We start from the raw sequence: 14,435 nt of genomic DNA on the forward strand, positions 1-14,435 counted from the left end.
CTGGGCTAGGTGCAATGCTCAGGCCTTCGTAGTGTGTGCCGTGCGCACCAGGGAATCACAGTAGGTCCGGGGGCGCGCGGCGCACCCTACGTTCGGGCAGCCGGTGCGGCTTTGACCTCTGCGCGGCGGCAAGATCGTCGCGCACTGGCCGGTGTATCGGGAATCCTGAAGCCTGGGCGCCAAGAGTCTTGGCATCGGTCGGCCGCCCGGGGCGACTCCCTGGGCTAGGTGCAAGGCTCAGGCCTTCGTAGGGTGTGCCGTGCGCACCAGGGAATCACTGTAGGTCCGGGGGCGCGCGGCGCACCCTACGCTCGGCCGATGTGCCTCGATCATTCCTGAGCGATCCGCTGCTTCGCCGTGCGCGGCGTCACCCCGGTCCAGCGCTTGAAGGCGCGGCGGAAGTTGCGCACGTCGCTGAAGCCGGTCTCGCTGGCCACGTCGATCAGCCGGCTGTCGCGGTGGCTGAGCAGAGCCAGGGCCTTGGCCCGGCGCACGGAGTCGACAATGCCGTGGTAGGACAGCCCAGCCTCGTCGATGCGCCGGCGCAGGGTGCGCTCGCCGAGGTTGAGCTGCTGCGCCAGCTCGGCCAGTTGCGGCGGGCGGCACAGGCTCTTGCGCACCTCGCGCTGGATGGTCTCGATCAGGTCGGAGCTGCCGTGCTGCTCCCAGCGCGCGCTGTCCAGCAGCTCGGCGATCTCGGCGGCCACGTAGTCGTCGCGGGTCGGTAGCGAGAGCTGCAGCCAGCTCGCATCGAAGGCGATCAGGTTGTGTCCGGCGCCGAATTTCACCGGGCAGCGGAAGATCTCCGCGTAGCGCTGCCAGTGGGGCGGGCGCGGGTATTCCAGCTCGATGCGGTCGATGACCAGGTCCTGGCCGGACAGATGGCGGACGATGGCCTGGGCGCTGGCAAAGGCCTCCTCGAGGTAGAACACCGCCACTTCCGGATCGAAGAAGCGCGTGGTGGCGAACACCAGGCAGCGCTCGCCGCGCAGTTCCATCTCGCAGTCGAGCAGGGCGCCTGTGTGGCGCTGGTAGCGGATGGCCAGGTCGAGCGCCTCGCCGAGGGTCGGGCTGGCCAGCATGGCCATGCCCACCAGGCCCCAGGACACGGCAGTCTGTCGGCTGCCGACGGCCAGGCCCAGGCCGCTGTCGTCCAGGCTGTGCAGGGCGCGGCGCACCAGCAGGTAGCTCTGCCGGTAGGACAGGCGATAGTCAGGCTTCTTCAGGTCGTCGGGCTCGAAGCCCAGGCCACGGCAGAGCATGGCCGGGTCGCGGCCGACGGCGGCGACGTGCTGCAGCAGGAAGCGGGAAATCTGCGGTGGGGCCGAGGCCTCCGAGTAACGCGGATCGGCGATGGGTTTCATGGACACGCTCCCTGCAGGGAAGTCGTTGAGCGGCGGCGGGCGCCTGTTCTTGTTGTTATGCGCTGCCTGGTAAGGGCAGCGCCTGCATAGTTAGCACGGCGCCAGTGCACGGCGCCATAGCCCCCCTTTCCCACATGGGGGAGAGCGGCTGGGGAGAGGGGAATGACCAAGCCCTCTCCCCGGTCCTCTCCACTGGGCGTACCCCCGTAAACGGGAGAGGGAGCAACGTAGGGTGGATCACGCTTCACCGATCCACCGGGTGGCGATCCACCGGGGGGCGATCCACCGGGTGGCGCTCCACCGAGGGGCCATTGGTGGATGAGCGGAGCGTCATCCACCCTACGATCAATAGGCCCCCAGCTCGGCAGCCTGCTCGCCGGCCGCATGGCTGCTGGCGGCGCGGGCCTGGTCCTGGCGCAGGCGCCGGCCGGCGATCAGACGCACCCACCAGGGCACTTTCTTCACCCGCTCGCCGCCCAGGCGCGCCAGCACATAGGCCATGGCGCATTTCTCGAACAGCTCGGCATTGAACAGCATGCGGTTGCGCGTCACGCCCAGGGCCAGCAGGCGGCCTTCGAGCGGCCCGGCGTTGCCGCCGCCGGCCAGCAGCTTGGGCAACTGCTCGCTGCTCGCTGGTGCCCAGGAGCGGCCGATATGCCGCGCCTGTTCGTCGAACACAGAGGGCATGGCCTCGCCGAGCTGCTGCAGTTGCAGGCTCCAGCGCGGGCTGAGCAGCGCCGCTGCGCCGATATCGCCGCGTAGGCGATAGAGCCGCGCGTGCAGACCGGCCACACCATCCTCGCCCTGGCCCAGATCGACCTCGCGCGGTGCCTCGCCGTAGACCTGCAGGAGGATGCGCCCGGTGCCGGGCAGCAGCAGCGAGAGGCTGTCACCACCGTCGTTGAACAGGCCCTTGGCGGCCAGGCGCTGGCTGGCCTGGAGTAGTTCGTCGTGCAGGCTCATACCAGTTTGAACACGTCTTCGAAGCGGTTCAGCGCCTCGTCGATGATCTCGTCGCTGTCGGCGGCGCTGGTGTACATGCGGCTGCCGGCCAGCGTCACCAGGCCGTGGGCCATGTAGGCGGCGCCCATCTCTTCCATCATGTGCTTGCGCGGGTTGACCTCGCGCAGCAGCTGGATCGGGTTGCGCACGTTGAGCAGCAGCACGCCGGAGGTCTGCAGGTGCACCACCGAGCCCTGGTTGTAGACCACGTAGGGTAGGCCCAGGCGCTCGATGATCTGGCCCAGGCCGGCGGTCAGGCGGTCACCGGCGCGGCCGGCGATGGCCGGGGCGTTGCGTCGCTCGATCTCCAGCAGGCTGTGGTAGCCGGCCACGCAGGACAGCGGGTTGGCGGTCAGGGTGCCGCCGACGAAGGCGCGCTTGGTCTGCTTGCCGCCGATGCCGCCGGCCAGCAGCATCATCACCTCGCGGCGCCCGCCGATGCCGCCGGCCATAGGGTAGCCGCCGGTCAGGCACTTGCCGAAGATGGTCAGGTCCGGGCGCACGTTGAAATAGCCCTGGGCGCCGGACAGGCCGACGCGGAAGCCACTGACCACCTCGTCGAAGATCAGCAGCGCACCGAACTCGTCGCACAGCTTGCGCAGGTTGGCATTGAACTCGCGGTGCGCCGGGCGGGTTCCGCTCTCCGGGCCCAGCGGCTCGACGATGATCGCCGCGGTACCGCCGCGCAGGCGGTTGATCTGCAGGCGCCGGCGGATGGCGGCGAGGTCGTTGGGGAAGCTCTCCTGGGTGTGCGAAGTGGCGCCACGCGGAATGCCGATGGCCTCGCGCCGGCCGGTGCCGGGAATGCGCATGCCGTACACCAGCTGGTCGCTCCAGCCGTGATAGGCGCCGCCGATCTTGATCACCCATTTCTTGCCGGTGTAGGCGCGGGCCAGGCGGATCGCCCCCATCACCGATTCGGTGCCGGAGGAGAGCATACGGAACATCTCCACCGACGGCACCATGCGGCACACCAGCTCGGCCAGCTTGATCTCGTACTCGTGCAGCAGGCCGGTGACCGGACCGCAGTCGTGGAGGGTCTCGATGACCTTCTGCTGCACCACCGGGTCGTTGCTGCCGAGCAGGGTCGGGCCGCCGGCCTGGAGGAAGTCGATGTAGCGGTTGCCGTCGACGTCCTGCAGATGCGCGCCTTGCGCCTTGTTCATCGCCAGCGGGAAGGGGTAGTTGAACGCCAGGTTGTGCTGCACGCCGCCGGGGATCACCGCGCAGGCCTGCTCGGCCAGTTGCTTGGAGGTGCGGCAGTTGTTCTCGAAATAGCCGAGCACCTTGTCCATGTGCTCGCGGCGGATCGGCCGGATCGGCTGCTTGATCAGCGTCTTCAGGCGCGCGTCGATGGCATCGGTATCCGGCCAGTGGCTGATGCCGGAGGTGCTGTTCAAGTCGGTGGAGGCGTTCATAGCAGATCCTCTTCCAGGAGTTCGAGCGTCTGTCGGTACAGGCGGTTGTCTGGTTGCGCGGCCAGGGCGCGGCGGAACCAGGCGATGGCTTCCTGCTCCAGCAGGCGGACCACGGCGCAGGCGTCTTCCAGGGTCGCGCCGAGGCAGACGGCGCCGTGATTGCGCATCAGGTAGGCGTTGAGGTCGGCGCGCACGCGCTTGCCGACATTGGCGGCCAGCCAGCTGGTGCCGGAGGGCGCGTAGGCGCACATCGGTACCTCGGCGCCGATCAGCCGACGTGCCTCGGCACCGTGCATCGGCAGTGGTCGGTCGAGCAGGGTGAAGGCGCTGGCCACGGGCTGGTGGGTGTGCACGCTGGCCAGGCAGTCCGGCCGTGCCTGCAGCGCGCGGGCATGCAGGCCGCTCTCTACCGAGGGTTTGCCGGTGCCGGAGAGCTGTTCGAGGCTGTCCAGGCGCAGCACGCAGATATCGTCCGCGGTCATCGCGTAGTAGTCGCTGGCCGAGGGCGTGACGGCGAAACGCTCGGCGTCGATGCGCAGCGCCAGATTGCCGCCCACACCGGCGAGAAAGCCCTGGTCGGCCAGGGCGACGGCGGTGCGCACCACCGCCTCGCGGGCTTCGCGCTCGTTCATCGTGGGTCTCCATGGAGCTTGGCGTAGAAGGGCGCCAGCGCCTTGTGCGCGGCGCGGAAGGTGGCGTAGCTGTCGGCGTAGCGCTGGCGGTGCGCGGCCTGCGGCTCGAAGCGGCGGCGGATGGCGACCCGCTCGGCGAGATCGGAAAACTGCAGTGCGCCGATGCCGACTCCGGCGAGGAACGCGGCGCCGCGGGCATTGGCCTGGATCGGCTGCTCGGGCTGCAGCACGGTCATGTCCAGTACGTCGGCGAAGACCTGGCTCCATACATCGGACTGGCCGCCGCCACCGACCAGGGTGATGCTGTCCGGCCGGGTGCCGAGGAAGCTGCGCACCGACTCCATCATCCATCGGGTGTTGAGCGCCACGCCTTCGAGGAAGGCGCGCACCATGTCCTCGCGGGCGTGCTCCAGGGTCAGGTTGAGCAGGCCGGCGCGCAGCTTGCTGTCGTCGACTGGCGTGCGCTCGCCCATCAGCCAGGGCAGGTAGAGCAGGCCGCGGGCACCGGCCGGCACGCCGGCGGCGATCTCGTCGAGGATGCGGTAGACGTCCGGGCCGGCCTCGTTCTGCAGCAGGGCATCCCTGGCGTAGAGGATGCGGTCGCGCAGGAAGCTGAGGTTGGCGCCGGCGGCGGACTGCATGGCCATCATCAGGTAGCGGTCGGGCAGGGCGCAGGGTACGGCGGCGATCTGCCTGAACACATTGGTTTTCTTCTGCGCCACGTGGGCGCCGATCCACGACGAGGTGCCGACGTACAGGTGCAGGGCGTTGTCCGCCACGGCGCCGGAGCCCAGTGCCGATGCGGTGTTGTCCACCGCGCCGGCCACCACCGGCAGGCCCGCGGGCAGGCCGAGCCTCTCGGCCACGGCCGGGCGTAGCGGGCCGAGGATGTCGCTGCAGCGCACCAGTTCCGGCAGCTGCTCGCGGCGAAGGCCGGCCAGGCGCAGCAGGCCGTCGTCGTAGCGGATGTTGGCCGGGTCGCGGTTGTCGGTGACCCAGGTGGTCAGCGCCGAGTCGACGGTGGCGGCGATGCGCCCGGTCAGGCGCAGGTTCATGAAGTCGAGGACGTTGAGGAACTTGTCGGTGCGTGCGTACAGCTCCGGCATCGCCTCGCGGATGAAGGCGATGTGGCCGAACGGGTCCTTGCCGGACAGCGCCGGCGCGCCGCCGGTGAGGCGCAGCCAGCGCCACAGCTTGAGCGGGTCGTAGCCGGCCACGCGCGGCAGGGCGCCGCCGACCTGGCGCTGCACCGCGGCCTGGCCGCGCATGTCCATGTACAGCAGGGCGCGGGCCAGCGGGTTGCCGTCGCGGTCCACCGGCAGGGTGCCCTCGCCCTGGCAGGAGCAGGCCAGCGCGACGATGTTCGAGCGGGTGATCTCCGGGCGCTGCAACACCTCGGTGGCGCTCTCCTCGAAGGCGCGCCACCAGTCTTCCGGGCACTGTTCGACGCCGGCGCCGGGCAACAGGTGGTTGCTCACCGCGCGAAAGGCGAAGGCACGCACCCGGCCATCCAGGCCGACAAGGGCGGTCTTGCAGCCGGAGCTGCCGAGGTCCACGGCCAGGACCAAACGGTCGTCGCGACTCATCGCGGCGCGTTCCCGCAGGGCGCACCCTGCGCACCGTCGCCACGCCCGAAGCGCCTGGCGTCTGTCGTGCGCCGCTGTACTGCGCGGTGTTTCCGGCTGTTTTGCATCGGCCCCTTTCCATTTTTTCAGAGTCGCGCTAAAACATAAGCATTGCTCATGTTTTTCGAGAATGCTGTGGCCAACAAAACCTTGTCAAGCACCCCCGATGCAAAACCCCGTACGCCGCGTGCGCCCAAGCAGGAGCGTAGCCAGGCGCGCTTCGAGGCGATCCTGGGCACGGCGCTGGAGCTGATCGCCGCGCGTGGTTACGAGGCGGTGTCGATGCGCGAGATCGCCCGCGAGGCGGGGCTGCCGATCGCCTCGCTGTACCTGTATTTCCCGACCAAGCTGGCCATCGTCAAGGAGGTCTGGCAGCGCTACACCAGCAGCGTCAGCGAGCGCCTGGAAGCCGATCTGCAACGGATCGTCGACCCGAGCAACAGCGCCGACGCCGGCCTGCTGATCGAGCGGCTGATCGACCTGATGGTTGAGATCCAGGTCAGCCACCCCGGCTTCGTCGAAGTCTGGGGCTGCGTGGCCGCGGCGCCGGAGCTGCGCGAGCTGAACCAGGCGGACACCCTGGCCACCGCCGGCATGGTCGCCACGGCGATCCGTAGCGTGCATCCGAACGTCGATCCGGAGCAGGCCGAGGGCCTGGCGCTGGTGCTGTGCGAGGGCGGCAGCTCGGTGACCAAGCTGGCCCTGAGCCTGCCCGAGCCTCAGCGCCAGCAGCGGGTGCAGCAGCTCAAGCGCACCCTGCAGTTCATTTACACCAGCAGCCTCGAGGCCTTTGCCCGACAGGCGTGAAGGGCGCTGCGCAGAGGGCTGCGCGGCACCTGTGTAGAAATGTTTCAAGGGCCCTTTCGGCGACGCTTTTTGTCCGCTTCGGCCCCATGGAGGTTTTAGCAAGTCGGCTAGTTTCGCCACATCACCGCTAGGGGACAGCAGCATGTCGCATAACAAGAGCAAGATAGCGCTGGCAGTTGGGGTAGGTATCTGGGGGATTCAGGCCCAGGCGTTCGAGATCGACACCGGGCCGAATGTCACCACGTCGCTGGAGAGCGTCGCCGAGTTCACCTCGGTGTATCGCACCAGTTCGCCCGAGCGCATCGAGCAGGGTGGGCAGAACGTCTTCATCAACAATAACGACGGCAGCGAGTACTACGACACCGGCTTCGTCTCCAACGAGTTCAAACTGACCTCCGAGCTGCATGTGCGTACCGAGCAGGACGGCCTGTTCGTCCGCGGCACCGCCTGGTACGACACCCAGATCATGGACCACGACCCCAGCGGCGACGGCTTCGACACCCACAACACCGACAGCGACGAACGCTACCCCTCGGACCTGGAGAACCGCGCCGGCCACCGCGCGCGCCTGCTCGACGCCTACCTGTACACCAACCGCTACCTGGGCGACATGCCGGCCAGCCTGCGCCTGGGGCGGCAGGTGATCAACTGGGGCGAGGGCATCTTCTACGCCGACGGCCTCAACGTGATCAACCCGGTGGACATCGGCCGCGTGGTGCTGCCCAACGCCAGCCTCAAGGACGCGCTGCTGCCGACCAACATGGTCTCCGCCCAGCTTGGCCTCACCGACCGGCTCGACGTGGAGGCGTTCTACGGCCTGGAGTGGAAGGGCCACGAGCTGATCCCCACCGGCGCCTTCCTCAACAACCAGGACTACTTCGGCAAGGGCAGCAACGGCGTGCTGGTCGACCTGCGCGGCGAGCTGGGCCCGCTGGCCGACTTGGTGCCCGGGCTCAACGGCGAGAACGGCATCGTCGCCGGCGCCCGCTACGGCCGCGAGCACGACGCCCGCGACGACGGCCAGTTCGGCGTCGCCATGCGCTACCTGATGGAGGAGTGGAACAACACCGAGTTCAGCCTCTACTACCTCAACTACCACAGCAAGGTGCCGTTCCTGCGGGTGCAGAAGGGGCAGTCGTTCGCCTGCAGCGCCGGCAGCGGCGGCCGCTTCGGCGACCTGTGCAGCCTGGCGCAGCTGCTCGACCCGGCCTCGGTGCCGCTGGTCGACGGCCTGGCCCTGCTCGACAGCACCTACTACGACTTCGTCTACCCCGAGGACATCCGTCTGTTCGGCCTCAGCGTCTCCGGCACGATCGGCGACACCAGCGTCGCCGGCGAGCTGACCTACCGGCCCAACGCGCCGCTGGAGCCCTCGATGACCTACGAGCTGGAACAGATGGCCGAAGGCGCCCTGGGCGGCGGCGGCAGCATCGACCTCGGCGAGTTCGGCGATGGCTCGGCCAACGATCCGCGTCGCAGCATCGACCTGTACAAGCGCGACGAGCTCTACACCGGCTCGCTGTCCGCCATCCACACCTTCGGCCCCACCGCCGGCCTGGACGACCTGATGCTGCTGGGCGAGGCCGCCTTCAACTACATCCCCGGCGGCCTGCTGGACACGGTCAACTACGACTACCTGGACTCCTTCGCCTGGGGCTACACGGTGAACCTCTCCGGCCTGATCCAGGACGTGCAGCCCAACTTCGACCTGATGCCGGCGATCACCTTCCGCCAGGACGTGTCCGGCACCTCGCCGGCGCTCAACGAGAACTTCATCCAGGGGCGCAAGTCCGCCACCGTCGAGCTCGGCGCCAAGTACGGCCAGAAGCTGGCCGGCAAGCTGGCGTACACCTCGTTCTGGGGCGCGCGCAAGGACAACGCGCTGATCGACCGCGACCACGTCGCCCTCAACGTCTCCTACTCCTTCTGATGGCAGGGATCACCATGACTAGAACAGCTTTGAGTGCCGCGACCCTCTTGTTCGCCCTGCTGCCGCTGGCGGCCCAGGCCAAGGTCAGCGCCGAGCAGGCGGCGCAGCTCGGCGCCGCGCTGACGCCCTTCGGTGCCGAGCGCCAGGGCGATGCGGCCAAGGGCATTGCCGAGTGGTCCGGCGGCCTGCAGGCGCCGGCCGGTTATGGCGGCCCCGGCAGTTTCCACGTCGATCCCTTCGCGGATGAAAAGCCGCTGCGGGTGGTCGATGCGCAGAACATGGCGGCCGACGAGGCCAACCTCAGCCCCGGGGTGAAGGCGCTGCTCAAGACCTACCCGCAGAGCTTCAAGGTGCCGGTCTACCCCAGCCACCGCAGCTTCGCCGCCCCCGAGGAGATCGCCGCCAACACCCGGCGCAACGCCGAGCAGGCGACCCTGGCCGAGGGCGGCAACGGGCTCAAGGACGCCTACGCCGGCATTCCCTTCCCGATCCCGGCGGACGGCCGCGAGGCGATCTGGAACCACATCGCCCGCTGGCAGGGGCGCTACATCGACGAGGTGTCGGTGACCGCCCAGGTCACCACCAGCGGCAGCCATTCCATCCTGCGCGAGCACCTGCAGCTGCTCTCCAACTACTACAACCCGCAGAAGGACGCCGGCAGCCTCGACAACATCCTCTACTACTTCGCCTCCGAACTGCTGCCGCCATCGCGCGACGTGGGCCGCGCGCTGCTGGTGCACGAGACCATCGACCAGGTCGCCGAGCCGCGTTCGGCGTGGATCTACAACCCCGGCCAGCGCCGCGTGCGCCGCGCCCCGACCCTGGCCTACGACACGCCGATCGACGGCATCTACGCCGACGACACCGACATGTACAACGGCGCCACCGACCGCTACGACTGGAAGCTGATCGGCAAGCAGAGCCTGCTGGTGCCCTACCATAACTACGCGATGGAAAAGCCGGGGCGCGAGGTGGGTGAACTGGTCAAGCCCGGCCACCTGAACAGCGACCTGACCCGCTGGGAGATGCACCGCGTATGGGTGGTCGAGGCGACCCTGCGCCAGGGCCAGCGCCACGTGCATGCCAAGCGCCGCTTCTACCTGGACGAGGACAGCTGGTACGCCCTGATGGTGGAGAACTACGACGCCCGCGGCGAGCTGTGGCACGTCAACCTGGCCTTCAGCAAGAACGCCTACGAGGTGCCGACCATCACCCCGGTGAACATCGTCTACCACGACCTGATCGCCCGTACCTACACGGTGATCGGTCTGCGCAACAACGAGAAGGCGCCCCGCCAGTTCCTCCTCACCCCACCGCCGGAGAGCTACTTCACCCCGTCCAGCCTGCGCCGTCGCGGCACGCAGTGATTTCGCGCCGCATTCCAATGCCGGAAGCGCTCCTCTCCTCTGTGGGGGCTGGGGAAGAGGGTGTCGGTTGTCGAGCGTCGGCCCTCTCCCTGACCCTCTCCCGTAAACGGGAGAGGGAAGTGGGGCGCCTGCGTACTCTTCACCCCGATCCGTCTGGCCACCGCGGGACTTGTGATCTCTCTCTGCTCCACGCCGGTGCGCTCCCCTCTTCCATTTATGGGAAAGGAGCTGGGGGAGAGGGTGCGGATTGTCGAGCGTTGGCCCTCTCCCTAACCCTCTCCCGTAAGCGGGAGAGGGATGTGGGACGCCTGCGTTCGTGTCATCCATCCCGTCTGGCCGCCGCGGGACTTGTGATCTCTCTCTCCCTGCTTCACGCCGGTGCGCTCCCCTCTCCCATTGATGGGAAAGGGGCTGGGGGAGAGGGTGCGGATTGTCGAGCGTCGGCCCTCTCCCTAACCCTCTCCCGTAAACGGGAGAGGGAAATGGGGGCGCCTGCGTACTCTTCACCCCGATCCGTCTGGCCGCCGCGGGACTGGTGATCTTTCCTTGCTCCGTGCCGGATCGCTCCCCTCTCCCATTTATGGGAGAGGGGCCCGGGGGAGAGGGTGCCGGGTCGACTGAGCATTGGCCCACGCGGACCCTCTCCTGTAAGCGGGGGAGGGAAGTGGGGGACACCCACGCCCGTCGTCCCTACGACAATCTCGCAGGCCACCGGCCAGCCCCCACACCCGGGCCGGTAGTGACGCGCCGCCGTGAAACCCGCAAAATGCCCACTTTCGCCCCGTCGCTCAGGCGGTCGGGGCCTGGTCAGTCTTTCGGGTCCTGTTCTTAATGCGAATGCGGCTGTTATTGCTGGGTGGGGGCAATGCCCTGGGTCAGGCGCTGGTGCGCCAGGGTGCCGAGGAAGACATCGGCTTCCTCGCCCCGCGTCCGCCGGAAGGTGGCTGGGACCGCGCCAGCCTGACCCAGCTGCTCGACGAAACCCGCCCCGATGCGCTGATCAACCTCGCCTACTACCACGACTGGTTCCAGGCCGAGCACTACGACGAGCGCCGCTTCGCCCTGCAGGAACGCGCCGTCGAACGCCTGGCCGAGCTGTGCCAGCACCACAACATCCTCTTGCTGCAGCCCTCCAGCTATCGCGTGTTCGATGGCTCGCGCGCCACCGCCTACAGCGAGAAGGACGAGCCGGTGCCCCTGGGCCTGCGCGGCCAGGCGCTGCTGCGCATCGAACAGTGCGTGCGCGCCACCTGTCCGCGCCATGTGCTGCTGCGCTTCGGCTGGCTGCTGGACGAGAGCCCGGACGGCCTGCTCGGCCGCTTCCTGCGCCGCGCCGAGCTGGAGCAGGAGCTGTTCATGGCCGACGACCGCCGCGGCAATCCGACGCCGGTGGACGACGCCGCGCGGGTGATCCTCGCCGTGCTCAAGCAGCTGGACTGCCAGAGCCCGCTGTGGGGCATCTACCACTACGGCGGCCACGAAGCCACCACGCCGCTGGCCCTGGGGCAGGCGGTGATCGGCGAAATGCGCGGCCTGCACCCGCTCAAGGTGCAGGAAGTCACTCCCCAGGCCCACGCGGCCCGGCCTGATGCCGCCGAAGAGCCGCAACACGCGGTGCTGGCTTGCAAGAAGATCCTGCACACCTTTGGCATCAAGCCACGGGCCTGGCGCGCCGGCCTGCCGGCCGTGCTGGACCGCCACTACCGACGCGCCTGACGCTTTCGAGAATTCCCATGTCCGACTCACTGATTCTGGTCACCGGCGGCGCCGGCTTCATTGGCTCCCACTTGTGCGATGCGCTGCTGGCGGCCGGCCACCGGGTGCGCGTGCTGGACAACCTGTCCACCGGCAAGCGCGAGAACCTGCCGCTGCAGGACGCGCGCATCGAACTGATCGAGGGCGACGTGGCCGACGCCGCGCTAGTGCGCCGCGCCGTGGCCGGCTGCAGCGCGGTGGCGCACCTGGCCGCGGTGGCCTCGGTGCAGGCCTCGGTGGACGACCCGGTGAGCACCCACCAGAGCAACTTCGTCGGCACCCTCAACGTCTGCGAGGCGATGCGCGAGGCCGGCGTGCGCCGCGTGGTGTTCGCCTCCAGCGCCGCCGTATACGGCAACAACGGCGAGGGCGTGGCGGTGCGCGAGGACACGCCCAAGGCGCCGCTCACTCCCTATGCCGCGGACAAGCTGGCCAGCGAGCACTACCTGGACTTCTATCGCCGCCAGCATGGTCTGGAGCCGGCGATCTTCCGTTTCTTCAACATCTTCGGCCCGCGCCAGGACCCGTCGTCGCCCTATTCCGGGGTGATCAGCATCTTCACCGAGCGCGCCCTGGCCGGCCGGCCGATCGCCGTGTTCGGCGACGGCGAGCAGACCCGCGACTTCTTCTACGTCGCCGACCTGGTGCCACTGCTGCTGCAGGCCCTGACCCAGGCGACGGTCGAGCCCGGCGCGGTGAACGTCGGCCACAGCCAGTCGGTCAGTCTCAACCAGCTGCTGGACGCGGTGCGCCAAGTGCTCGGCGGCCTGCCCGAGGTGAGCCATGGCGAGGCCCGCGCCGGCGATATTCGCCATTCCAAGGCGGACAACGGCCTGCTGCGCCAGCGCTACCAGCTGGCCCCGGCGACCCCGCTGGAGACCGGACTGGCACAGCTGCTCGGACGCTGAGCGGGGCGGGTCAGCCCGCCTCTATCCCCGTCGCGAGTTCACCTGCCTACGAAAAGCCCCGCATTCGCGGGGCTTTTCGTTTGTCGATAGGGCGCTGATTTCTCCCATGCTCATCGTGAGCGCAGAGCGGTAGCCCGGATGTGATCCAAGAAGGCTGGCCGCTTCGCCTCCCGGATTGCATCCGGGCTACGCGAGGCGACCGGTAGGGTGCGCCGTGCGCACCGATTCGATTTGCCGGACAAGAAGAAGCCCCGCGATGCGGGGCTTTCCGGTGCTGCGCTCGGGCTTAGAACTTGTAGCCCAGGCCGACCATGTAGACGAACGGATCGACGTCCACGTCCACCTCGACCTCGCGGCCACCGAAGCGGGTGCTGCCCTGGGTGTCGATATCGATGTAGCGCACCTGGGCGTTGAGCATCACGTTGTCGGTCAGCATGTAGTCCATGCCGACCTGGGCGGCGAAGCCCCAGGAGTCGTCCAGGTCCAGGCCGCTGAAGCCCTTGTCTTCGGCTTCGCTGGTCAGTTCGGTGTCGAAGAACCAGGTGTAGTTGATGCCGGCGCCGACATAGGGCTGGAAGGCGGAGGTGGCGGCCATCGGGTAGTACACCAGGCTCAGGGTCGGCGGCAGGTGCTTGAGCTCGCCGAGCTTGCCGTTGAGGCCGGCGAACGGGCCGGGCATGCCGCTGACGCCCACATCGTGGCTGAACGGGGTGGCGGCCAGCAGCTCGACGCCGACGTGGTCGGTCACCATGTAGGCGAAGTTCAGGCCCAGCTGGGTGTCGCTGTCGAGGGTGGCCTTGGTGCCGGCCACGTCGGTGCCGAGGGCGCCGACCCAGATGTCGCTGCTGTCTTCGTGCGGATCGACGGTGATGGCGCCGGCACGGACGATGATGTCGCCGGCCTGGTGGGCCTGGGCCAGTGGTGCGGCCAGGGCGAGGGCGATCAGGGAAGTGGCGAGCAGTGTCTTCTTCATCTTGGGACTCCGGTGAATCGGCAGTTGTATTGGCTGACAGCGATTCTTGGGGAGCCCCGTCCCGTGCTTGTTGATCCAGCTCAATGGCCGGGGTGGCCGGGGTGCGGCAAACCGGCACACCCTACATTTCGTAGGGGTAGATCTTCTCCGCGGCCATCTGGTAGCCGGCGTTGCCCATCTCGCTGCTGCGCGCCTCGACCTTGAGCGGGCCCTCGATCCAGAACGGCTGGTACAGCGCGTCCATCAGCACGCCCAGCTCCGCGGTGACATGGACGATCTGATTGGAAGGCGGCGGCGGTACATGGATGCAGGCGCCGAAGTAAGGCACGAAGAGGAACTCGGTCACCCGGCCCTCCTCGGTCACGCCCAGCGGCACGATGTAGCCGGGCAGCTTGACCTGCTCGCCGTCCAGCGCCTCGATCACCGGCGCGTCCGGCGACTGCTGCTGGGCCGCCGGGCCGCTCTCGGCGGCCAGGGCGTCGGCCAGCTGCGACAAGTCGTGCATAGGCATCTGCTGCGCCTGCAGCGGCGGGGCGTCCGGCGGGATCAGCTCGCTCCAGGTCAGCTCGCGTACCTCGTCGGCCCAGAGCGGTGCGGCCCATAGCGGAGCGATGGCGAGCAACAGGGCGGACAGCAGATGACGCATAAGCAACC

General features: G+C 68.4%; 12 protein-coding genes. 5 read left to right on the forward strand and 7 right to left on the reverse strand.

The features are described from left to right. Positions 1 to 329: 329 nt before the first annotated feature. From NF616_RS06935 to NF616_RS06955, 5 genes are all read right to left on the reverse strand, one after another. Entirely contained in the window at positions 330 to 1,364 is a 1,035-nt protein-coding gene (locus NF616_RS06935) for an AraC family transcriptional regulator (protein WP_252272516.1), read from the reverse strand. A gap of 345 nt (positions 1,365 to 1,709) precedes the next feature. Continuing rightward, complete coding sequence (locus NF616_RS06940) at positions 1,710 to 2,327, reverse strand: hypothetical protein (RefSeq protein WP_252272517.1); 618 nt, start codon at positions 2,325 to 2,327, stop codon at positions 1,710 to 1,712. Next, positions 2,324 to 3,784 (reverse strand): aspartate aminotransferase family protein, encoded by a 1,461-nt coding sequence (locus NF616_RS06945; protein ID WP_252272518.1) that lies wholly within the window; start codon positions 3,782 to 3,784, stop codon positions 2,324 to 2,326. Before NF616_RS06945 ends, NF616_RS06940 begins: the two co-directional genes overlap by 4 nt. Beyond that, positions 3,781 to 4,416, reverse strand: coding sequence for a class II aldolase/adducin family protein (locus NF616_RS06950; protein WP_252272519.1), 636 nt, complete (start codon positions 4,414 to 4,416; stop codon positions 3,781 to 3,783). The genes NF616_RS06945 and NF616_RS06950 overlap by 4 nt, the downstream gene beginning before the upstream one ends. Further along, entirely contained in the window at positions 4,413 to 6,002 is a 1,590-nt protein-coding gene (locus tag NF616_RS06955; protein WP_252272520.1) for a xylulokinase, read from the reverse strand. Before NF616_RS06955 ends, NF616_RS06950 begins: the two co-directional genes overlap by 4 nt. Positions 6,003 to 6,176: 174 nt before the next feature. On the opposite strand from NF616_RS06955, the gene NF616_RS06960 reads away from it, so the two are divergent. The 5 genes from NF616_RS06960 to NF616_RS06980 all read left to right on the forward strand — a co-directional run bounded on the left by NF616_RS06960 (position 6,177) and on the right by NF616_RS06980 (position 12,808). Then, positions 6,177 to 6,848 carry a TetR/AcrR family transcriptional regulator gene (locus NF616_RS06960; RefSeq protein WP_252272521.1) on the forward strand — a complete coding sequence of 224 codons (672 nt, stop codon included), beginning with the start codon at positions 6,177 to 6,179 and terminating at the stop codon, positions 6,846 to 6,848. 142 nt (positions 6,849 to 6,990) lie between these two features. After that, entirely contained in the window at positions 6,991 to 8,778 is a 1,788-nt protein-coding gene (locus NF616_RS06965) for a DUF1302 domain-containing protein (RefSeq protein ID WP_252272522.1), read from the forward strand. A gap of 14 nt (positions 8,779 to 8,792) precedes the next feature. Beyond that, positions 8,793 to 10,145: a DUF1329 domain-containing protein gene (locus NF616_RS06970; protein ID WP_252272523.1), complete on the forward strand. Its 1,353-nt coding sequence runs from the start codon at positions 8,793 to 8,795 to the stop codon at positions 10,143 to 10,145. A gap of 831 nt (positions 10,146 to 10,976) precedes the next feature. Beyond that, positions 10,977 to 11,861 carry a sugar nucleotide-binding protein gene (locus NF616_RS06975; RefSeq protein ID WP_252272524.1) on the forward strand — a complete coding sequence of 295 codons (885 nt, stop codon included), beginning with the start codon at positions 10,977 to 10,979 and terminating at the stop codon, positions 11,859 to 11,861. A 17-nt stretch (positions 11,862 to 11,878) separates the two neighbouring features. Then, positions 11,879 to 12,808: an SDR family NAD(P)-dependent oxidoreductase gene (locus tag NF616_RS06980; RefSeq protein WP_252272525.1), complete on the forward strand. Its 930-nt coding sequence runs from the start codon at positions 11,879 to 11,881 to the stop codon at positions 12,806 to 12,808. 286 nt (positions 12,809 to 13,094) lie between these two features. Here the strand turns inward: NF616_RS06980 and NF616_RS06985 are convergent, their stop codons facing one another. Together NF616_RS06985 and NF616_RS06990 are read right to left on the reverse strand one after the other, a co-directional pair. Continuing rightward, a complete protein-coding gene (locus NF616_RS06985; RefSeq protein WP_252272526.1) occupies positions 13,095 to 13,781 on the reverse strand; it encodes an OmpW/AlkL family protein in 687 nt (228 codons plus the stop codon). A gap of 121 nt (positions 13,782 to 13,902) precedes the next feature. Then, the gene (locus NF616_RS06990; protein WP_252272527.1) at positions 13,903 to 14,427 is read right to left on the reverse strand and encodes a DUF3299 domain-containing protein; all 525 of its coding nucleotides are present in this window, start codon (positions 14,425 to 14,427) and stop codon (positions 13,903 to 13,905) included. Positions 14,428 to 14,435: the final 8 nt, after the last annotated feature.

The organism is Pseudomonas subflava, from assembly GCF_023823685.1.
In the GTDB taxonomy this organism is placed as follows: Bacteria; Pseudomonadota; Gammaproteobacteria; order Pseudomonadales; family Pseudomonadaceae; genus Aquipseudomonas; species Aquipseudomonas subflava.

Coding starts and splice junctions, on each gene's coding strand:
- NF616_RS06935 (WP_252272516.1), bottom strand. CDS start 1,364: ATGAAACCCATCGCCGATCCGCGTTACTCGGAGGCCTCGGCCCCACCG.
- NF616_RS06940 (WP_252272517.1), bottom strand. CDS start 2,327: ATGAGCCTGCACGACGAACTACTCCAGGCCAGCCAGCGCCTGGCCGCC.
- NF616_RS06945 (WP_252272518.1), bottom strand. CDS start 3,784: ATGAACGCCTCCACCGACTTGAACAGCACCTCCGGCATCAGCCACTGG.
- NF616_RS06950 (WP_252272519.1), bottom strand. CDS start 4,416: ATGAACGAGCGCGAAGCCCGCGAGGCGGTGGTGCGCACCGCCGTCGCC.
- NF616_RS06955 (WP_252272520.1), bottom strand. CDS start 6,002: ATGAGTCGCGACGACCGTTTGGTCCTGGCCGTGGACCTCGGCAGCTCC.
- NF616_RS06965 (WP_252272522.1), top strand. CDS start 6,991: ATGTCGCATAACAAGAGCAAGATAGCGCTGGCAGTTGGGGTAGGTATC.
- NF616_RS06970 (WP_252272523.1), top strand. CDS start 8,793: ATGACTAGAACAGCTTTGAGTGCCGCGACCCTCTTGTTCGCCCTGCTG.
- NF616_RS06975 (WP_252272524.1), top strand. CDS start 10,977: ATGCGAATGCGGCTGTTATTGCTGGGTGGGGGCAATGCCCTGGGTCAG.
- NF616_RS06980 (WP_252272525.1), top strand. CDS start 11,879: ATGTCCGACTCACTGATTCTGGTCACCGGCGGCGCCGGCTTCATTGGC.
- NF616_RS06985 (WP_252272526.1), bottom strand. CDS start 13,781: ATGAAGAAGACACTGCTCGCCACTTCCCTGATCGCCCTCGCCCTGGCC.
- NF616_RS06990 (WP_252272527.1), bottom strand. CDS start 14,427: ATGCGTCATCTGCTGTCCGCCCTGTTGCTCGCCATCGCTCCGCTATGG.